We start from the raw sequence: 19998 nt of genomic DNA on the forward strand, positions 1-19998 counted from the left end.
AGTGAGTGCGTGGCGCGGGTAGTTATTCCGCGGGTAGTTGGCCTCACGCGCCGCGCGCGCGCAGCGTCTGGCCTTTCTCGGTGATGATCGAAGCGAAGTCTTCCATCTGCGAGAAGCGCCACGCTTTGACCACGCCATATTTGCTTGCGTCAACAACGAGATGGCTTTCGACGGCGCTGCTCATGGCGGCCTGCTTGAGCGGCACTTCGTGGGCGTTCCAGCACGTCACGCCGCGCGCGGCGTCCACGCCGCCGGCCGAAATGAACGCTTTGTTGATACCCATGCGCTTCAACATTTCGAGGCTTTCTTCGCCCGAGAACGAATCCGATGACGGCACGTACACGCCGCCCAGCAGAATCATGCGCACGTTCGGCATGCGTCGCAAAATCTCGGCCACGTTGAGCGAATAGCACACGGCCGTGATCTGCAATTGCGATGGGAGGAGCCGCGCGAGCGCGGCGAGCGTCGTGCCGCAGTCGATAAAAATGGTGTCGTTCTGCCCGATGAGCCGTGCCGCGTGCGCGGAGGCCTTTGCCTTCGCCTGCGCGAAGTGGTCTTTTTCGTGTTCGAGCGAATAGCCGCCCGTGTTCGGCACATCCTGGGCGCTCACGATATAGCCGCCCAGGTACGTAAAACGTTCCGGATGGGCGGCGATATCGCGCCGCACCGTCATTTCGGAGACGCCAAGCACGCTGGCTGCATCCCGCAAATGCATGACGTTATGCTTGGCGAGCGCGTCGGCAAGGGTGCGCAGCCGGTCGGTTTTGGTCATGAAGTAGGTGGTTCGGCAGAGCGCGATGGCAATCGTCGGCAACCGCCTGCAAATGCCGAACGTTACATTTGTGTCGTGCGCGTGATCGAATTATAACAAGCAAGCCGGACGGTTGCCAGGCGATTTGGCCTTGCCTGTGTGTGGCTACGCTGTCGTCACGCTCCCGAAGCCCTCAGCGCCGCGAGAATGCCTTTCATCAGTTCGAGCGGCGCAGGCGGGCACCCCGGAATGCTCACGTCCACGGGAACTAGCTGCGAAAGCCCACCGCAAACTGCATAGCTATCCTTAAAGATGCCGCCGGTGCAGGCACACTCGCCAGCCGCTACAACCAGCTTGGGCGCGGGCGTGGCCTCGTAAGCCAGCCGCACCGCTTCGCGCATATTCAGCGCGAGCGGCCCCGTCACCAGCAGCATATCGGCGTGGCGGGGGCTCGCTACAAACCGGATCCCCAATCCCTCGATGTTGTAGTACGGGTTGCCGAGCGCGTGAATCTCCAACTCGCAGCCGTTGCACGAGCCCGCATCGATTTGCCGGATGCACAGCGCGCGGCCGAGCACGTCGAGAATCTGCTGATGCAGTTGCTGGGCCTGGGTGCGCCAGTCGTCGCCGCCGTCCGGCAGCGATTGTGCGGGAGCGCGGGTGTTGGCGATCCGCTTGAGAAGTTGCCACGTCACAGGTCGTGCCCCGCGTAACAGAGGTTGAACGATTTGTTGATCAGCGGGAAGTCGGCCACGATGTTGCCGATGATCGCCACTTCGATCGCGGGCCAGTTTTGCCACGACGGATCATGGCAGTGGCAACGGGCCAGCATGCCGTCTTCCGCGGTTTCCAGCGCGACGAACACCTCGCCGCGCCAGCCTTCGATCCAGCCCGCTCCGAACGAGGACGTGCGGGTGGTGCGGGGCTGCACGGCAACGCCGCCGTCCGGCAGTCCCGCGATGATGGCGCGAATCTGCCGTAGCGATTCGTCCACCTCGCGAAAGCGCAGCGCCACGCGGGCGGCCACGTCGCCGCGCTCGTCGCTGGCGTGGCGCGCGCCGATTTCGCGGTACGGCGTGGGGCCGTGGTCCACGCGCAAGTCCATCGTCGATCCGCTTGCCCGCGCGGCGAGGCCACATACGCCAAGCCGTGCCGCCACGGCGGGCGCGAGCGTGCCGGTTTTCGCGAAACGGTCCTGCAATCCGGCGTGATCGTCATAGATGCGCTGCATCGAGTGAACTTCGTGCTCGATGTGCTCGCACTGCGCGACGATCGCGCTGGCTTGTTGCGCGTCGAGATCGCGCGCCACGCCACCGGGCGCGATCGCGTCGAATAGATAGCGGTGGCCGAATGCGCGCTCGTTCAGGCGCAGCCAGTCCTCCTTCAGACGCGAGAACTGCGCGAGCCCGAGTGCGAATCCGGCGTCGTTGCCGAGCGCGCCCAGGTCGCCGAGATGGTTGGCGACGCGCTCGCGTTCAAGCAGCAGCGCGCGCAGCCATTGCGCGCGTGCGGGATTCGTCGTGCCGAGCGCGCGTTCGAGCGCCATGCAATACGCCCATGCAAACGCGACACTGCTGTCACCGGCAATGCGGGCCGCCACGCGATGGCCGGAAAGCGCCGGCGTGCGCTCGAACAGGCGCTCGATGCCGCGATGCGCGTAGCCGAGCCGCTCTTCCAGCCGCAGTACTTTTTCGCCGACCACGGAGAAGCGGAAGTGTCCGGGCTCGATGGTGCCCGCGTGGATCGGCCCCACCGCGATTTCGTGCACGCCTTCGCCCTCCACGCGCGTGAAGGCGTAATCGGCCTCGTTCGATTCGAAGCGCTCGGTGCCCGATGCGGCCCGGCGCAGCGGGAAATAGTCGGCGGGCCAGTTGCCGTGATTGAGCCACGGTCGCACGTCGCCGGCGCCATGGGCGCGCAGGCCGGTCAGATCGTGGACGGCGCGCTGCATGCGCACCGCGCAGGGAAACAGCGCCGAAAGGTCGGGGTACGCGGCGGCCCCCGACGATGCATCGCAGGCGGTCAGCCGGACCCATAGCAAGCCGTCTTCGACGGCGTAGGCGGCGTTGACGGAGAGGGTGCCGTCGTGGCGCTCGTCGCCCCAGATCGAGATCAGGCGGCCGCCGCTTGCGTCGACTTCGGCGGCCAGGCTCAACCATGCAGCGGCGTCGACTTGCGCGATGAGCGCCGCTGGCGCATCGGCGAAAGTGGCGAGGCGTGCGAGCCCGCGCGAGTGGAGTGTATCGATGCGCATCGCTCAACCTGCGAGTACGGCGCCGGCCGCGCGATACCACGCCGCAAGCCAGGGCGGAATGTAGAGCCCGAGCATGAGCCCGATGCCCAGATGAACGAACACCGGCAGCAGCGCCGGGCGGTATTCGAGCCGCCGCGCCGTGGGTTCGCCGAACGCCATGCCCTGCATGCGCCGGAAAATGACCGCGAAGGCCACGACGAGCGCCAGCATCAGCAAGGGCACGGTCCACGGCAGCGTTTGCAGCGCCGTGGTGAGAATCAGGAATTCGCTCGCGAATACGCCGGACGGCGGCATGCCGAGGATCGCGAGCGTGCCCAGCACCATGCCCCAGCCGACCACGGGGCTCGTGCGCACGAGGCCGCGAATGCCAGCGATCGCCTGGGTGCCGGTTTTTTGTGCGGCATGGCCGACGCTGAAGAAAATCGCCGATTTGATCAGCGCGTGCGCGCTCATGTGCAGCAGCCCCGCGAACGTCGCCATCGGGCCGCCCAGGCCGAACGCGAACGTCATCATGCCCATGTGCTCGATCGAGGAGAACGAGTACAGGCGCTTGGCGTCGGTCTGCCTGAACAGCGAGAACGTCGCGAGCAGCACGGAAACGAGTCCGAAGCCCACCAGCAGGTGTCCGGGCAAACCGTTTTGCAGCGCGCCGTCGGCGAGCACCTTGCAGCGCAGCACCGCGTAAAGCGCCACGTTGAGCAGCAGGCCCGAGAGCACGGCGGAGATCGGCGTCGGGCCTTCGGCGTGCGCGTCGGGCAGCCAGTTGTGCATCGGCACGAGGCCGACCTTGGTGCCATAGCCGATGAGCAAGAACACGAATGCCAGCGACACGATGGCGGGGTCGAGGCTCGCCTTGGCGGCGTTCAGGCTCGTGAGCAGCAGCGCGTCGTCGCCGCCCAGCACGCGGCTCGCGGCGAGATACAGCAAGATCGTGCCGAACAGCGCCTGCGCGATGCCCACGCCGCAGAGGATGAAGTACTTCCAGGCGGCGTCGAGACTGGCCGCCGTGCGATAGACCGCCACCAGCAGCACGGCCGCGAGCGTCGCGGCTTCCATCGCTACCCACAGGACGCCCATGTTGTTGGTCAGCAGCGCGAGCAGCATTGCGAAGACGAACAGTTGGTACATGGCGTGATAAAGCCGCGTGCGGTTCGCGCTCATGCGGCCGCGTTCGCGCTCGACGCGCATATACGGCTTCGAAAAGAGCGCCGTGGTCCAGCCGATCAGCGCGGTGAGCGCCACGAGAAACGCATTGAACGAGTCGACGTGAAACGCATGGCCGAACGCGAACGACGGGCCTTGCGTCATGGTTCGCTGTGCGAGCCAGAGGGCGGCTGCGAGCGTGAGCAGGCTGAAGGCGGCGTTCAGGTCCGGCGCGAGGCGGCGTGCGCCCACGAGCGCGAGGCTTGCTCCGGCGAGGAGCGGCAGGCCGAGCACAGCCGCGAGTATCCAGGCGCTATTCATCTTTGCGTTCTTCCAGGCGGTGAATGTCGAGGCTGTCGAACTGCTCGCGGATCTGGAACATGAACACGCCGAGGATCAGCATGCCGACGAGCACGTCGAGCCCGACGCCGAGTTCGACGATCATCGGCATGCCGTTGGTGGCGGCCGCCGCCGCGAAAAAGAGTCCGTTCTCCATCGAGAGAAACGCAATCACCTGCGGCACCGCCTTCGCGCGCGTGATCATCATCATGAACGAGAGCAGCACGCAGGCGAGCGCGATGCCGAGCGTGCCGCGCGCCACTGACGCGGCGAACTGCGTGACCGGCAGCGCCACGTTGAAGGCCACCACCACGAGCACGATGCCCGTGAGCAGCGTGGCGGGAATGTTGAGCAGCGGCTCCACGTCGCTCGTGACGTTCAGCCGTCGCACCATGCGGTAGAGGAGCCAGGGAATCAGCCCGACCTTGAGCACGAACGTGAGCGACGCGGAAATATAGAGGTGCGTGTCGGCGGTCACGTAGCCGAGCACGAGATTGGCCAGCACGAGCGTGACGCCCTGCAGCGTGTAGAGATGGATCAGCGCGAGAATGCGCCGCTGGCTCAGCATCGCGAACGAGATGAGCAGCAGGATCGCGGCGAGGAAGTTGATGATCTGCGTGGCGAGGGCGTGCATTCAGGCCCCCAGCAGGAAATGGACGAGCATGCCGATCACGGCGAGCAGGTAAGCCGTGGCGAGAAACTCGGGCACGCGGAAGAGCCGCATTTTCGCGTTGAGCGTCTCCACCAGCGCGAGCAGCGCGCCGCCCGCGAACAGCTTGGCGAACAGCGCGGGCACGGCCAGCAGCAGCGCGAGCGGGTTGCCCGTTTCGGCAATGCCCCAAGGCACGAATAGCGCAAGGCCGATGCACGAATAGGCGAACAGCTTCAGGCTCGCGGCCCACTCGATCAGCGCGAGATGGCGGCCCGAGTATTCGAGGATCAGCGCCTCGTGGATCATCGTGAGTTCGAGGTGCGTGGCGGGGTTGTCGACGGGCAGGCGCGCGTTCTCCGCGAGCGAGACCATGGCGAACGCAATGCCCGCGAACGCGAGGCTCGGGTAGATGGCGAGCTGGCCGTGGCTCAGCGTGGCGACGATGCGCGTGAGGCCGGTCGACTGCGTGATCAGCGAGGCGGAAAACAGCACCATGAGCAGCGCGGGTTCGGCGAGAAAGCCCACCAGCATTTCGCGCCGCGCGCCGAGCGTGCCGAATGCGGTGCCGGTGTCCATGGCGGCGAGCGAGATCGTCACGCGCGCGAGTGCGAACAGGCCCACGAGCGCGATGGCATCGGCGGCCGGCGAAAGCGGCAGATCGGTCGAGAGCGTGGGCACGATCGCGCAGGCCAGCGTCATGCAGCCGAGCACGACATAGGGCGCGAGACGCGTGATCGGGCTCGCGTGCAGCGCGACCACCGACTCCTTGTTGAAGAGCTTGTGCAGCGTGCGGTACGGCTGCCACAAGCTCGGCCCGCGCCGGCCCTGGAGCCGCGCCCGGCAAACGCCGATCCAGCCCGAGAGCAGCGGCGCGGCGGCTAGCGCCACCAGAATTTCGAGCCCTTGCGAGAGCGCTCCGGATAGCGTGATCATCGGCGCACCAGAATGAGCAAGGTGATGAGCGCGAGAAAGCTGCACGTGAGGTAGACCGCGATGCGGCCCGCCTGCAATCGTCCCGCGAGCGCGCCCATCCAGCGCAGGCCGCGCGCGAGCGGCGCGTAGATCCAGGCCCACGTGCGATCCGAGGCCGTGACGCGGTAAGTGGGCTGTGCGTCGAACGGCGACGGCACGCTGCGCTCGACGCGGAACAATGGCGCGAAGATTTCGCGGATCGGCTGCCCGAAGCCCTCGGCCGAATCCTGCATGCGCGCGGTCACGAACGGATTGCCGCACGCCCATGGCGCGGCGCGGCGCAGCCGTCCGTGATAGAAGCGGCGCACGAGCAGATAAGCGAGCCCGCAGCAGCCCACGAAAAACGCGAGGAAAACGGCGGGCATGTAGCTCGCGCGCTCGACACCGGTGGGCGCGAGCAGCAGCCAGCTACCCGCCTGCATCGCCGCGCCTAGATCGGCGCCCGCTAGCTGCCGCACGACGGGCGTGAGCGCGCGCACCGTCTGCACCGGCATGAGGCCGAGCAGCACGCAGGCCGCGACGAACCAGCCAAAGCCCGCGCGCTCCCAGCGGCCGGCGTCGCGCGCGCGGGCCAGCGACGCTTCGCGCGGCTGCCCGAGGAACACGATGCCGAAGAACTTGACCATGGTGTAGCCCGCGAGCGCGGCGACCAGCGCGATCAGCGCGGCAATGAGCGGTATCGCCATGTTGAGGAACGGGTTCGGCAGCCCCGGCGTAAACAGAAAGCTTTGCAGCAGCAGCCACTCAGACACGAAGCCGGAGAGCGGCGGCAAGCCGGCGCTCGCGAGCGCGCCGACGAGCGCGGCCCAGGCGGTCCAGGGCATGCGGTGAATCAGGCCGCCGAGGCGGCCGAGATTGCGCTCGCCGGTGGCGTGCAGCACGGCGCCGGTGCCGACGAACAAGAGGCTCTTGAACGCCGCGTGGCTCGCGATCTGATAGAGCAGCGCCGTCATGGCCAGCGCCGCGAGCCCGTTCATGCCGAACGCGCGAAACAGCACGGCCAGCCCGAGGCTCACGAACATCAGGCCGATATTTTCGATCGACGAATACGCGAGCAGCCGCTTCATGTCCGACTGGATCGCGCTGAACACCACGCCCAATAGCGCGGTGAAGAGGCCGAGCGCGAGCATCAGTACGCCCCACCAGGCGATCTGCAGGTGCAGCAGGTCGAACACCGTGCGCAGCATGCCGTAGAGGCCGGCTTTCAGCACGAAGCCGCTCATGAGCGCCGAGACCGGCGAGGGCGCGGCGGGATGCGCCTCGGGCAGCCAGACGTGGAGCGGAAAAATGCCGGCCTTCGCGCCGAAGCCGGCCAGCGCGAGCAGGAAGGCCACCGACGCCCAGAGCGGCGAGAGGTGCTGCGCGCGCATGGCGTCGAAGGTGTAGTCGCCCGTGCCAGCCTGTAGTAATCCGAACGAAATCAGCAATGCCAGCGCGCCGGCGTGCGAGATCAGGAAGTAGAGAAACGCCGCGCCGCGAATCTCGGCGATGCGGTGATTGCTCATGACGAGGAAGGTGGCCGAGATCGTCAGCATTTCCCATGCGACGAGAAAGCCGTACGCGTCGTTGGCGAGCAGCACGAGCGCGAGGCTCGCGAGGCACACGTGGTACTCGAAGCACAGCAGGCCTGGCGGCGTGCCTTCGCCCTTGCGGAAATAACCCGACGAGAACGCGCTCACGCCGGCGCTCACGAGGCCGAGCACGGCGAGAAAGTAGGCCGAAAGCGCGTCGATGCGCTCGTGGAACGGCAAACCCGGCAACCCGATGGGTAATACGAGGGTTTGCGCCGGGCCGCGCATGGCATAGACGCCCAGCCCGAACAGCAGCACGCCGAGCAGCGCGCCGGCGGGAAAGAGGCCATGCGCCACCACGCGCGTGCGGCGCGCATACGCGAGCCCCGCGCAACCGATCGCCAGCCAGCCCGCAACGATGCAGAGCGCGAGCTGGATCACGATACGAGATTCCATCGAGCCGGGTCTCCGCTGGGCTGGGCGAGTCGTGGGTGGGCGCTGGGTGTCATGCGGCTCTCGGGACGAAGCGCCGGGCTGAATCACACGTTGAATCGCATGTTGTTAACAGAGAATGTTAACAACATTAACATGCTATCAGAATCGATTTTGCGTTTCCAGAGGGTGTCGAAATGCCCCTGGCGCGACCTCACGCACGTTTAAATGAGATGTTAAGATGATTAACATGCTATTACACTTGGTTGGATCAGGTGGGAGCGTTGCAGGGGAGTAGGCGCATGATTGAAGTAGATGTTCCATTGCTGACCCATGAGAGCAAACGGATCCGCTTGCGGGACGCGGGCGGCGAGCGTGGGCTCGTGGCCGTGGGCGTCGGCCGGGCAGGCGGGCGTGGGTTTCAGCTGCTGCACCGCTTTGCGGCATTGAGCGAGCGGCTCGACGCGGCCGGCGTGCATCTCGTGTTCGTGTATCCGGCGCAATCGGCGCGGCATGTTCAGGACGCGCTTTCGGTGATGGCGGCTCGCTACCGGAACAAGCCTTGCCTGCTGCTGGACGAGGCGGGCCTGTTCTTCGGCGATACGCTGCCGCTCCAACGTCACAGCGTCATGCGCTTCGACGGGCGTATGGCCTGCGTCGAAACGCTGGAGATCGACGCGCGGGAAACGGACTGGGACGCGCGGCTGGGCGAGTTTCTGGCTGGCGTGCTTGCGGATGGCGCGTGAGCGCTGCGGGGAAAACGGGGGGCGGGTCAATCCGTCGCTACGATCCGGTCAATCCGGAAGCAGGCCGGGCCCCACGATCCACTACGGGCGTCCGGATTCGATTATAATTTGATTAACATATCTGGACTGGACTCCCAAGACCCGCGTGATGGAAACCAAGAGCGCCCGACTGACGATTCTGATCGACCCCGCGAAGAAGGCGGCATTTGAAGAGCTGTGCTCGGCACAGGATTTGACGCCCTCGCAGGTGGTCCGCCAATTGATCCGCGACTACCTCGCGCAGCATGGCGTGACCTACAAGACGCAGAGTACCGTCGGCACGCGCGCGCGCCGGTGAATGCCGGCGTCGCCCGCCGACTACGTAATAACCGCTTTAAACAGGCTTGAGAGTTGAACATGACCGCATTACCGCCGTGCCCGCAATGCAATTCCGAATTCACCTATGAAGACGGCGCCGTTTATATCTGCCCCGAATGCGGCCACGAGTGGGGCGCGCATGCCGAGGCTGCCGCAGCCGAGCCCGCGGGCAAGGTGTATCGCGATTCGGCGGGCAATATCCTGCAGGATGGCGATACCGTTACCGTCATTAAGGACCTGAAACTGAAGGGTGGTGGCGGCGTGATCAAGATGGGCACCAAGGTGAAGAACATTCGCCTCGTCGATAGCGATCACGACATCGACTGCAAGGTCGACGGTTTTGGTGCAATGAGCCTGAAGTCGGAATTCGTCAAGAAGGCCTAACGAAAAAACGCGGTAAAAACGCGGTAAAAACGCGGGAAAGAGGCGGATCGACATGGACCAGACTCCCGGCAGTTCCGCTTCACCCATCACCATAGCGCGCGCCGACTTCGGCCGCGTTTCCGTGCTGTTCGGCGCGATGAGCGGTAAGTATCCGGATGGCAATCAGGTGCTCATTCGCGGCTCGGACACGCGCGCGGCTTTCGATACGCCGCTTGTCTCGAACCACATCGGCGCTGAATTCGAGGCAACCGAACTGGTGGTGATGGGGCACGTGCACGAAGACCATATGGCGGGCCTCCATCGCATTCCTCGCGCCGCTGTGCATGTGCACGAGGCCGATTTGCCGGCGATTCGCAGTTGGGACGGCATGATCGGCGCCTATGGCATGCTTGGCGCCGGCGTGAAGGGCGAGGCGGCATTGCTGGCCATGCTCCAGCGCGACTTCTTCTATGCGCCGCGGCCGGACGCGCAGGGCTATGTGGACGGTGCCTGCTGGGATCTCGGCCAGTCGCGCATTCGCGCATTTCATCTGCCCGGTCATACCGCCGGCCACTGTGTTCTGCTGGTCGAGCCCGAGGGCGTGGCCTTCACCGGCGATATCGACCTGACGGGTTTCGGGCCTTACTACGGTGACGGTAGTTCGAGCCTGCGCGATTTTCGCCGCAGCATCGCGCGGCTTGCCGACATTCCGGCGAAGGTTTGGGTCACTTCGCATCATCGCGGTGTGTATACCGACCGCGAGCATTTCTTGCGCGACCTCCAGGCGTTCGGCGCAAAAATCGATGAGCGCGAACAGCGCCTGCTGGCGTGGCTCAGGGAATCGCCAAAGACGCTGGAGCAACTCGTCGAGCAGCGGTTGCTCTATCCGCTGGGCTACGAAGGGCCTTGGGTGGTGTCCGCCGAGACGCGGACGATTTCGCAGCATCTGGCCGAGTTGCTGGCCGATAGGCGGGTCGTTGTGGATGAGGAAGGCGTTTACCGGCTTGGGTGACGGGGCAGTGCCCCGTGTCACCACTTGGTCAATTGCCAGAATGCACCAACGCACCCAAAGAATGAGCACGTCGCGGTCAAAGTGACGGCCAGCGAACAGCCCGTCCAGATTCTTCAGTTTGCTCATGGCAGGCCCTGAAATCGGTCAGGTCCGGACTCTAATCAATTCGTTGATTGCTGTTTGCACCACAACCGCTACGCCTTCATCGCCGCGCAACCGTCAGGTTGCGTAAAAGACTAGAGCGGGGTTTCCGGATTTGCGACCAATGGGTTGCCAAATGCCGGGAGCGCCTACAATCTAGCCGTACGGATTAAAGGACGAGCGGCAATGCGGATTCTCGTGATCGAAGACGAACCCAAGACGGGTGCCTACCTGAAGAAGGGTTTCGAGGAATCGGGCTACGCCGTCGACGTGGCTACGGATGGCGCCGAGGGCCTGATTCTCGCGAGGGAAGAGACGTACGACGTGATCGTGCTCGACGTGATGCTGCCGGCCATGGACGGCTGGTCGGTGCTCAAGGTGCTGCGCACGACGCACACCACGCCGGTGCTGTTCCTTACCGCGCGCGACGACGTGAGCGACCGCGTCAAGGGGCTGGAGCTGGGCGGCGATGATTACCTCGTCAAGCCGTTTGCGTTCGTCGAACTGCTCGCGCGCGTGCGCACGCTCGCGCGGCGCGGCCCTCCACGCGAGAGCGACGTGATGACGCTGGGCGACCTCGAGATCGACGTCACACGGCGGCGCGTGAAACGCGGCACCGCACGCATCGACCTCACGCCGCGCGAATTTTCGCTGCTGCAACTGCTTGTGCGCCGCCAGGGTGAGGTCCTCACGCGCACGCAGATCGCCTCGTACGTGTGGGACATGAATTTCGACAGCGACACCAACGTAGTCGAAGTCGCCATCCGGCGCCTGCGCGCCAAGGTCGACGACGAGTTTCCCGTGAAGCTCATCCACACCGTGCGCGGCGTGGGCTACGTGGCCGAAATCAAAGAGTCCGCCTGATGGCCGCGCGCTCGCTGACCGCTACGCTCGCGCTCAGTTTCGCGGGCACCACGCTTGCTGTGTTCGCGTTGGTGGGCAGCACGCTCTATTTCACGCTCGGCCGCGAAATCCGGCAGCAAGACGATCTCGACATCGTGCTGATCGCACGCCACACGCGTCGGCTTGCCGGGGAGCTGCACAACGCGCAGGACGTAAGCGCGCATGCGCCGCGGCTCACGAGCCAGGTGCTCGGCAATTCCGCGCTGGCTATGGAGATACTCGGCGCCAACGGTGCGAGCCTGGTGGAGCACAACACGCAGCGCGTTGCCGACGAAAAGTTTCCCGCCACGCCGCTGGCGTCGCGCCTCGTTGCAACACAACGCATCACGGAAGACGACGTGCGCGAGTGGCGCAACGCGCGCGATGTGCCGGTGCGCGGGCTCGCCGCTGACGCGACGCTCGCCGACGGCATGCCCGTCACCGTGGTGATCGCGCGCGACATGAGCGACCGCTGGCGCGTGCTCGACCACTATCGCGAGCGGCTCTACGGGTTCGGTTTTGCAGGCATGCTGCTCGCATTCCTGATGAGCTGGCTGCTCGTGCGCGAATCGCTGCGCCCGCTACGCGAGATGGCCGCGCGCGCGGAGACGGTCACAGTCGACCGGCTCGATACGTCCATCGAAGTGGACGGTGCGCCACGCGAGCTCGATGCGCTCGTGAAGTCGCTCAACGCGATGCTCGAGCGGCTGCACGGCGGCTTTGAGCGCATGTCGCAATACACGGCCGATCTCGCGCACGACATGCGTACGCCGCTCGGCAACCTGCGCGGCGCGACCGAGGTGGCGCTCGCACGCGAGCGCACGTCGCCCGAATACGAGGCGCTGCTCGAATCGAGTCTGGAGGAATGCGCGCGGCTCTCGCGCATGATTGAGAGTGTGATTTTCCTCGCGCGCGCGGAGCATCCGCAGTTCATGACGACACTCGCAGAATTCGACGTCGTTGAGGCACTCACGCAGATCGCCGACTACTTCGAAGGTCTCGCCGACGAGGCCGGCGTGCGCATCCGAGTGACGGGTGAGGGGCGTCTGCGCGCGGATCGAGAGCTGTTCCGGCGTGCGGTCAGCAATCTGCTCGCCAACGCGCTGCGCTATACGCCGCACGGTGGCGAGATCACTCTGAGCGCCGGGCAAACGCCCATGACGCTTGACGTCACGGTGGCGAATCCGGGCCCGCCTATCGATGCCGCGCTGCTTGAGCGCATCTTCGACCGCTTCTACCGCGTGGATGCCTCGCGCCACAGCGAGCCGCAAGCGGCGGGCTCGGCCGGGCTTGGGCTCGCGATCGTGCGCACGATCATGACACTGCACGGCGGCACGGCGCGTGCGGAAAGCGACGCCGCCGGCACGCGCTTCATCCTTTCGTTTGCGCGGCGCTGAGTGGCTTGCCGCCGCTGTTTGCGTTGCCGTTGGCGTTACCGTTGCCACTCGACGATTCGCTTTTTCCCTTCAGCACCTCGCGATCCCATCCGCCGCCGAGCGCTTCGAGCAGATGCACGCTCGCGTCGAGCCGACGCTGCGCGATCTGCTCTTCGTTGCGCTCGTTTTGCAGCGCAATGGTCTGCGCCGTCACCACGTCGAGATAGTTCACGGCGCCCGCCTGATAGCGATTGGTCGTGAGTTTCAGCGACAGTTGCGCGGCGGCTGTCGCGCGCTTCTGGCTGTCTGCTTCGCCCGCGAGCGTGCCGAGTGCGCTCAGGTTGTCCTCGACCTGCTGGAACGCCGTGAGCACCGTTTGCCGGTAAGCGGCAACGGACGCGTCGTATTGCGCGTTGGCGCCCTTGAGCGTGGCCTCGCGCCTGCCGCCGTCGAACAGCGTGCCCGCGAGTTGCGCACCGAGTGACCAGAAGAGGCTGGGCGCCGTGAGCCATGGCGCGAAGAACGTGCTTTCGAGTCCGGCCGATGCCGATAACGTGAGGTCAGGATAGAAGGCCGCATGCGCCTCGCCGATGCGTGCGTTGGCGGCGGCCACGCGCCGCTCTGCGGCGGCGATGTCGGGGCGCCGTTCGAGCAACGCGGACGGCACGCTCGGGGGAATCGACGGCACATCAGCTGGCTCGACCAGCGGTGGCAGGGCGAATGTCGAAGCGGGCACGCCGATCAACGTCGCGATCGCATGCTGAAGCTGCGCGCGCCGCACGTCGATGTCCTGGTCTGCCGTGCGCGCACTTTCGAGCTGCGTCTGCGCCTGCGCGACCGCCGAGGCATCGATGGCGCCGTCCGCGAGCTGCTGCTGGACAATGCGCAGCGCGGCGCTATACGCGGTTACGGTATCGTCCAGCAGCTTCTTTTGGCGATCGAGCGAGCGCAGATCGAAGTAGTCGGAAGCTAGATCGCTCGCCACCGAGAGGCGCACCGATTCGAGATCGGCCTGGCTCGCCTGGGCGTTGTCGCGCGCCTCCACCGTGGCGTCCTTCACACGGCCGAACAGATCAGGCTCCCAGCTCGCACCCACGCCCACCGAATAGTCGGGAATCGTCTTGCCCGCAAGCGAGCGGTCCACGACGTTCTGCGAGGTGCGGTAGCGCTGCACAGTAGTGCCCGCCGTGACGGTGGGCGAGTAACCTGCGTGCTGATAATCGACCATCGCGCGGGCGCTCTGAAGCTGTGCGACAGCCTGCTTCACGGTCTGGTTCGAAACGTCTACGCGCGCTTCGAGCTGGTTGAGCTCCGCGTCGTGGAAAATGGTCCACCAGGGACCGCGCGGCTTGCCGTCGGCGGGCGCCGCAACGGCCCAGCCGGACGTGGACTGTGGCGCGTTCGCGTAGCGCGCGGGCACGGCGACTTCGGGCGCGCTGTAATGCGGCAGCGTCGTGCAGGCGGCAAGCATTGCTGCGGTGCAGGCCGCGACGATCTTGCGAATCGTGCTTACAGGGGCGGCACAAATGTCGAACATGATGGACCTCGCTTATGCCTTGCCGTGCGGCGAACCCGTAGCCGTGCTGGGTGTGCCCGTGGAACTGACCGCCATGCGCACGCTTTGGCCGTTCGCGATGGCATCGCCGGGATTGTTGATGACGCGGTCGGTGGGGGCGAGTCCGGTGGCGATTTCAACGTACGTGCCGAAGTCGCGGCCGATGCTCACCTGATGCAACTGCACTTTGGTCTGGGTATCGACCACGGCGACGGTCACGCCGTCGGGGCGGAACAAGAGTGCGCTCACCGGCAATTCGAGCGCGGGCGTGGCGGTCGTGAGCGCGAGATGGACCTGGGCATAGGCGCCAGGCATGAGCGCCCCATCGTGGTTGTCGACATCGACTTCCACGTGCAGCGTGCGGCTCACCGGATCGATTGCGTTGGCGCTGCGTGCGACTATCGCCGGAAAGCGGCGCCCTGGATACTGCTGCGTTGTGATCCAGACAGCGGTGCCTGGCGTGACGAGGCCCGCGTCATCCTGCGGCACGTCTACGTAGACGCGCAGCCGGTCGGTCTGCACTATGTGGAAGAGTTCGCCGGGCATCGTGGCAAGACCGGGCGTGCCGCCAGCGGTCACAAGCGCACCCACCTGGACGTTGCGCACAGTAATGACGCCATCGAACGGCGCCGTCACGTCCTGGTAAGCGACCAACTCCTGAAGCCGCGCAACATTGGCCTGCGCGGCCTGCAGCGTGGCGAGCTTTGCGGCGGCGTCGCTCGTTTTCGCATCGGCGTCCTGCTGCGCAACCGACTGCGTCTGCAGCATCGTCTGCCAGCGCTGTGCGGTGCTGCTCGCAAAGCGGTAGTTGGCCTGCGCCGTTGCCTCGTCGGCGCGCGCCTGCTGCAATTGCGCGTCGAGCTCGGGCGTGTCGATCTGCGCGAGCCTCTGGCCTGCCTTCACGTGCGCGCCGATATCGGCGTACCAGTGCTGCACATAACCGCTCGTGCGTGCGTAGATCGATGCGTCGGCCCACGGCGTGACCGCGCCGGGCAGCAGCAGGTCCTGAGTCGCGGGCGCGGGCTTGGGCGTAATCGTCGAGACGATCAGCTCGCGCTGGACCGCCACCTGCGCGGCCTGCGCCTTGTGCGCGGAGAGCTTGGGTACGATGCCAGCCGCGAGCAGCGCGAGAACGAGGCAGCCCGCGCCGAGCACAAGTGCACGACGTTTGCGCCTGCCCGACGAAGGCGCTGTAGATGATGAAGGCGAGGGCGGCATTGCGGAGCCGGCATGCGCATCCGGGTCGTGCGCGGCGCCGCGATCCTCGGGCGGAGGTTGCGTGGTCATTTGAATTCCTTATTGAACGTGAGTGACGGTATCGGTGTTGGAGTCGGCATCGGAGTTGCCGGCCCGCGCCGCGCGGCGTTTCGCGAGCCAGCCGTGGACCATGCCGAACACGACGGGAACGAACACGAGCGTTGAAAGCGTGCCGATCGCAAGGCCGCCGATCACGGCGCGTCCGAGCGGCGCGTTCTGTTCACCACCATCGCCGAGACCGAGCGCCATCGGCAGCATGCCGATCAGCATCGCAAGCGCCGTCATCACGACTGGTCGAAAGCGGTTAAAACCGGCTTCGAGCGCGGCGTCGAGCGGCGCCATGCCTGCGGCGAGCGACTCGCGCGCCGCGTTGATCACGAGAATGCTATTGGCCGTCGCGATGCCGATGCACAGGATCGTGCCAGTGAGCGCGGGCACGGAAATCGTCGTCTGCGTGACGAAGAGCATCCAGGCAATGCCGGCCATCGAGGAGGGCAGGCCGCTGATGATGATGAGCGGATCGAGCCACGACTGGAAATTCACGACCATCAGCAGATAGACGAGCGCGATCGCGAAGATGAGGCCGAGTACCAGGCCGCTGAACGAGGCATTCATTGACTGCACCTGGCCGCGTATCACGATCGAGGAGCCCGGCGGCAACTGGGCGCGCGCGGCATTCACGAGCTTCGTCACATCGGAGGCCACGCCGCCGAGGTCGCGCCCCTGCGTGGAGGCGAAGATGTCGAGCACGGGCTGCACGTTGTAGTGCGAGACCACCGCTTCCTGTTCGCTGCGCGAGACCGTGCCAAGCGAACCGAGCTGGTTCTGCGGATTGGCGGTGACGGGCTGCGTCGTGATGGGAATATTGGCGAGTGTCTGCAGCGAATGAATGTCGTACTGCGGCACCATCGCCATGAGCGGGTAGCTCACGCCGTTCTTCGGATCGAGCCAGAAGTTCGGCGTGGTCTGCGAGCTGCCCGAGAGCGCGATCAGCAGATTTTGCGCGACATCGCGTTGCGTGAGCCCGGCCTGCATGGCCTTGGTGCGGTCCACATTCACATTGAGCGTGGGTTCGTCACCGGGCTGCTGAATGCGCGCATCCACGAGACCGCGCACGCCACGCATCTGATCGAGCAGATGATTCGCCACAACGCGGTTCTGCGCCAGCTTGTTGCCCACGATCTGCACGTCGATGGGTGCGGGCAGGCCGAAGTTGAGGATCTGACTCACGATGTCGGCCGGCAGGAACGAGAAGGTCACGCCCGGAAACGACGTATCGAGCACGTTGCGCAGCGTCGCCACGTATTGCGCGGTGGGCTTGTGTTTGGGCGTGAGCGTGACGAGGATGTCCGCGTCCTCGGGGCCGATCGAGTCCGAAGAGTCGTACGTGAGGTTGATGCCGCTTACCGGCAGGCCGATGTTGTCGAGCACCGAAGCCTGTTCGGAGGCAGGAATCACGGTGCGGATCTTCGCTTCCACTTCGTCGGTGATGCGTGCGGTCTCTTCGATGCGCGTGCCAGTGGGCGCGCGCAGATGCAGGCGGATTTCGCCCGAATCGACAGCGGGGAAGAAGTCGCGTCCCGTGAATGGCAGGAGCACGAGCGAGCTCAGGCAGATGACGAGCCATATCACGACGAAACGGCGGCGACGAGCAATGGCCCCTTGCAGTACAGCGCAATAGCGGCTGCGCACCGCTTCGAAACGTTGTTCGAAGCCCTGCTGGAATCGGCTCAGCTTGCCGGCGAGCCCTCGTGCAGGCTCGCTGTTGTGGGAACGGCCGCGCAGCAGATACATCGCGAGCGTGGGAATGAGCGTGCGAGAGAAGAAGTACGAAGCACACATGGCGAACACCACGGCTTCGGCCATCGGCACGAAAAGATAGTGCGCGACGCCCGTGAGCAGGAACATCGGTATGAACACGATGCAGATCGAGAGCGTCGAGACGAAGGTCGGCACGGCAATCTCGCCTGAGCCGTTGAGGATCGCATCGTGCAAGGGCGCGCCGCGTTCGAGGTGATGCGTGATGTTCTCGATCGCGACGGTGGCATCGTCCACGAGGATACCCACCGCGAGTGCGAGCCCGCCCAGCGTCATGATATTGATGGTCTGGCCGAGCGCGGAAAGCGCGATCAGCGAGGTGAGCACGGAAAGCGGAATCGTCACCGCGATAATCAGCGTGGCACGCCAGCTACCGAGAAAGAGCAGGATCATCGCAGCCGTGAGGCACGCGGCAATGAGCGCCTCGCGCACCACGCCCGAAATGGCGGACTTCACGAACAGCGACTGGTCGGAGAGCGGCGTGATCTTGAGCGCACTGGGCAGGCCTGCGGAGATTTTCGGCAGCATCGCTTTGACCTGCTGAATGATCGTGAGCGTGGAGGCGCTGCCGGTCTTCTGCACCGTGAGCAGCGCGGCGCGCTTGCCGTTCGCGCGCACGATATTGGTCTGCGGCGCATAGCCGTCGATCACGTGCGCAACGTCCCGCACATAGACCACGTCACCTTTCACGGTCTTGATGGGCAGGTCGTTGAGCGCCGCGACTGTCTGCGTGCTGCCGTTCATCTCCACGTTGTATTCGCGCGTGCCGATCTTGGCCGTGCCGCCTGGGAGGATCAGGTTCTGTGCGTTGACGGCGTTCACGACGTCGATGGGCGCGAGGCCCTTGGCCTGCAACGCCTTCGGATCGAGCTGCACCATGATCTGGCGGATCTTGCCTCCATAGGGCAGCGGCACAGCCGCCCCCTGCACCGTGGCAAGTTGTGTGCGGATGAAGCTGTTGCCGAGGTCATAGAGTGACTGCTCGGGCAGCCTATCGCTGGAGAGGCCGAGTTGAAGCACGGGCACCGTCGAGGCGCTGTAGGTGATGATGTTCGGCGGCAGCGTGCCGGGTGGCAGTATCCGCAGGATCGATGCGGAGTTCGAGGCTGCTTCGGCAATGGCGCGATTGATGTCGGCGCCCGGGTGGAAGAACACCTTCACGACCGACACGCCGTTGAGCGACTGCGATTCGATGTGCTCGATGTCGTCGACGTCCGAGGTAAGGGCGCGCTCGTAGTTCGAGGTGATGCGATGCGCCATGTCTTCGGCCGAAAAGCCGTTGTACGTCCACACGATGCTGACGACCGGAATGTCGATGTTCGGAAAAATGTCCGTGGGCGTGCGCATGATCGCGAGCGGCCCGAGGATGAAGAGCAGCACGGCGAGCACGATGAACGTGTAGGGGCGCCTGAGCGCCAGTTTGACGATCCACATGACGGTGTCCGGTTTGAGGCTGAAGCAGGAACTGAAACGCCCGGGGCCGCAGGTGTTGGCGCTGCGTCTGGCCGACGGGCGGCGCAATCGGTGAAAAGCGGGTGCAAGTATGGGAATGGGGCGCTTACCTCGTGCTGACCCGCACATTACGGATTTGTCATCTGCGCAGATAACAAAGTCGTAATGCGCGCGTCAGCTTTGGGTCAGCGCCGGGTGGCCAGAATGCAGTCAACCTTCGCGGGGGCCGGCCATCCTGGTGCCGGCCAACCTGTTTATTCGAAGGCGGGCCGGAGCTGTCTCACTTCCAGATGCAGCGGCCACTCATGCAAAGGTGAACATCATGAAAGCACTCATTTCCGCATTGCTCGTTTCCTGCGCGCTGGCCGCCCCGGTTTGCGCGTTTGCCCAGTCGAACGCCGTAGCGAATACGGCCAGCGCGAATAACGGGCCGGTCACGCGAGCTCAGGTCAAAGCCGATCTCGTACGTGTCGAGCAGGCTGGCTATCGCCCAGAGGCGTCGGATATCAATTATCCGAACGACATCCAGCACGCCGAGGCCATCGTCGCGCAAGAAAATGCAAATCACAGTGCGGGTGCGGTCGGCGGCGTAGCCATGTCAGGCACGTCGGACTCGGGCAGATAAGCCGCGACCGGCGCCGATGGACAGTCATCAACGCCGGCAATTGAGCCTGGTGGCGCCGTGCAAGTGCTGCGCACTTGCGGGTGCCAACCCGGAATTCGGCGGCGCTCATTTAGATGGATATGGTGCAAATAGGTGGCGAGTTCGCGATAGCTCGTGTAGAAATGGCATCGCATTCGCAAGGGGCAGTTCGATCTCTCCGCTCTCGCGTGACCGTCTCCGGCGGCCGGCCCTGATGCTTGATTGCCTTGCTGAAAAAGGCCTTCGCCGCTGCCACTTCGCGCTTAGCCAGGAGCATGAAGTCTACCGTCTGGCCGCTCCGATCCACCGCCGCACGAAGCCGCCATTGAATCCATGACACAG

Annotated in this window: 17 protein-coding genes and 1 pseudogene; 7 read left to right on the plus strand and 11 right to left on the minus strand. The window is 65.1% G+C overall.

Going from position 1 to position 19998, the window contains the following annotated elements; all coding sequences use genetic code 11:
• Positions 1 to 43: 43 nt before the first annotated feature.
• The 7 genes from P5W98_RS25385 to hyfB all read right to left on the minus strand — a co-directional run bounded on the left by P5W98_RS25385 (position 44) and on the right by hyfB (position 8078).
• On the minus strand, positions 44 to 772 hold the full coding sequence (locus P5W98_RS25385; RefSeq protein ID WP_421027528.1) for a DeoR family transcriptional regulator: 729 nt from the start codon (positions 770 to 772) through the stop codon (positions 44 to 46).
• A 155-nt stretch (positions 773 to 927) separates the two neighbouring features.
• Positions 928 to 1446, minus strand: a complete 519-nt coding sequence (locus tag P5W98_RS25390) for an NADH-quinone oxidoreductase subunit B family protein (RefSeq protein WP_421027529.1) — start codon at positions 1444 to 1446, stop codon at positions 928 to 930.
• Positions 1443 to 3005, minus strand: coding sequence for an NADH-quinone oxidoreductase subunit C (locus P5W98_RS25395; RefSeq protein ID WP_421027530.1), 1563 nt, complete (start codon positions 3003 to 3005; stop codon positions 1443 to 1445). The genes P5W98_RS25390 and P5W98_RS25395 overlap by 4 nt, the downstream gene beginning before the upstream one ends.
• Before the next feature lie 3 nt (positions 3006 to 3008).
• Complete coding sequence (locus P5W98_RS25400; protein WP_421027531.1) at positions 3009 to 4469, minus strand: hydrogenase 4 subunit F; 1461 nt, start codon at positions 4467 to 4469, stop codon at positions 3009 to 3011.
• A complete protein-coding gene (locus P5W98_RS25405) occupies positions 4462 to 5121 on the minus strand; it encodes a formate hydrogenlyase (protein WP_421027532.1) in 660 nt (219 codons plus the stop codon). Before P5W98_RS25405 ends, P5W98_RS25400 begins: the two co-directional genes overlap by 8 nt.
• Positions 5122 to 6072, minus strand: coding sequence for a respiratory chain complex I subunit 1 family protein (locus P5W98_RS25410; protein ID WP_421027533.1), 951 nt, complete (start codon positions 6070 to 6072; stop codon positions 5122 to 5124). It abuts the gene before it with no gap.
• Positions 6069 to 8078 carry a hydrogenase 4 subunit B gene (gene hyfB / locus P5W98_RS25415; protein ID WP_421027534.1) on the minus strand — a complete coding sequence of 670 codons (2010 nt, stop codon included), beginning with the start codon at positions 8076 to 8078 and terminating at the stop codon, positions 6069 to 6071. The genes P5W98_RS25410 and hyfB overlap by 4 nt, the downstream gene beginning before the upstream one ends.
• Before the next feature lie 278 nt (positions 8079 to 8356).
• On the opposite strand from hyfB, the gene P5W98_RS25420 reads away from it, so the two are divergent.
• The 6 genes from P5W98_RS25420 to P5W98_RS25445 all read left to right on the plus strand — a co-directional run bounded on the left by P5W98_RS25420 (position 8357) and on the right by P5W98_RS25445 (position 12952).
• Positions 8357 to 8800, plus strand: a complete 444-nt coding sequence (locus P5W98_RS25420; protein ID WP_421027535.1) for a hypothetical protein — start codon at positions 8357 to 8359, stop codon at positions 8798 to 8800.
• A gap of 148 nt (positions 8801 to 8948) precedes the next feature.
• Positions 8949 to 9137, plus strand: coding sequence for a ribbon-helix-helix protein, CopG family (locus P5W98_RS25425; protein WP_421027536.1), 189 nt, complete (start codon positions 8949 to 8951; stop codon positions 9135 to 9137).
• Between the two features lie 59 nt (positions 9138 to 9196).
• A complete protein-coding gene (locus P5W98_RS25430) occupies positions 9197 to 9541 on the plus strand; it encodes a zinc ribbon domain-containing protein YjdM (RefSeq protein ID WP_421027537.1) in 345 nt (114 codons plus the stop codon).
• 52 nt (positions 9542 to 9593) lie between these two features.
• The gene (locus P5W98_RS25435; protein WP_421027538.1) at positions 9594 to 10532 is read left to right on the plus strand and encodes an MBL fold metallo-hydrolase; all 939 of its coding nucleotides are present in this window, start codon (positions 9594 to 9596) and stop codon (positions 10530 to 10532) included.
• Between the two features lie 327 nt (positions 10533 to 10859).
• Positions 10860 to 11537, plus strand: coding sequence for a heavy metal response regulator transcription factor (locus P5W98_RS25440; RefSeq protein ID WP_421027539.1), 678 nt, complete (start codon positions 10860 to 10862; stop codon positions 11535 to 11537).
• The gene (locus P5W98_RS25445; RefSeq protein ID WP_421027540.1) at positions 11537 to 12952 is read left to right on the plus strand and encodes a heavy metal sensor histidine kinase; all 1416 of its coding nucleotides are present in this window, start codon (positions 11537 to 11539) and stop codon (positions 12950 to 12952) included. The genes P5W98_RS25440 and P5W98_RS25445 overlap by 1 nt, the downstream gene beginning before the upstream one ends.
• Here P5W98_RS25445 and P5W98_RS25450 read toward each other — a convergent pair.
• Genes P5W98_RS25450 through P5W98_RS25460 form a run of 3 tightly spaced genes read right to left on the minus strand, consistent with a single transcriptional unit; the run spans position 12927 to position 18995 of the window.
• Positions 12927 to 14468, minus strand: coding sequence for an efflux transporter outer membrane subunit (locus tag P5W98_RS25450; RefSeq protein ID WP_421027541.1), 1542 nt, complete (start codon positions 14466 to 14468; stop codon positions 12927 to 12929). The genes P5W98_RS25445 and P5W98_RS25450 overlap by 26 nt on opposite strands.
• Positions 14469 to 14480: 12 nt before the next feature.
• Positions 14481 to 15773, minus strand: a complete 1293-nt coding sequence (locus tag P5W98_RS25455; RefSeq protein WP_421027542.1) for an efflux RND transporter periplasmic adaptor subunit — start codon at positions 15771 to 15773, stop codon at positions 14481 to 14483.
• A 9-nt stretch (positions 15774 to 15782) separates the two neighbouring features.
• Positions 15783 to 18995 (minus strand): efflux RND transporter permease subunit, encoded by a 3213-nt coding sequence (locus P5W98_RS25460; RefSeq protein ID WP_421027543.1) that lies wholly within the window; start codon positions 18993 to 18995, stop codon positions 15783 to 15785.
• Positions 18996 to 19335: 340 nt separating this feature from the next.
• On the opposite strand from P5W98_RS25460, the gene P5W98_RS25465 reads away from it, so the two are divergent.
• Positions 19336 to 19638 carry a DUF4148 domain-containing protein gene (locus P5W98_RS25465; protein WP_421027544.1) on the plus strand — a complete coding sequence of 101 codons (303 nt, stop codon included), beginning with the start codon at positions 19336 to 19338 and terminating at the stop codon, positions 19636 to 19638.
• Between the two features lie 205 nt (positions 19639 to 19843).
• On the opposite strand, the pseudogene P5W98_RS25470 reads toward P5W98_RS25465, so the two are convergent.
• Positions 19844 to 19975, minus strand: a pseudogene (locus P5W98_RS25470) (DDE-type integrase/transposase/recombinase); the annotation flags it as partial.
• Between the last annotated feature and the right edge of the window lie 23 nt (positions 19976 to 19998).

Source organism: Paraburkholderia sp. A1BS-2L (assembly GCF_051125205.1).
In the GTDB taxonomy this organism is placed as follows: domain Bacteria; phylum Pseudomonadota; class Gammaproteobacteria; order Burkholderiales; family Burkholderiaceae; genus Paraburkholderia.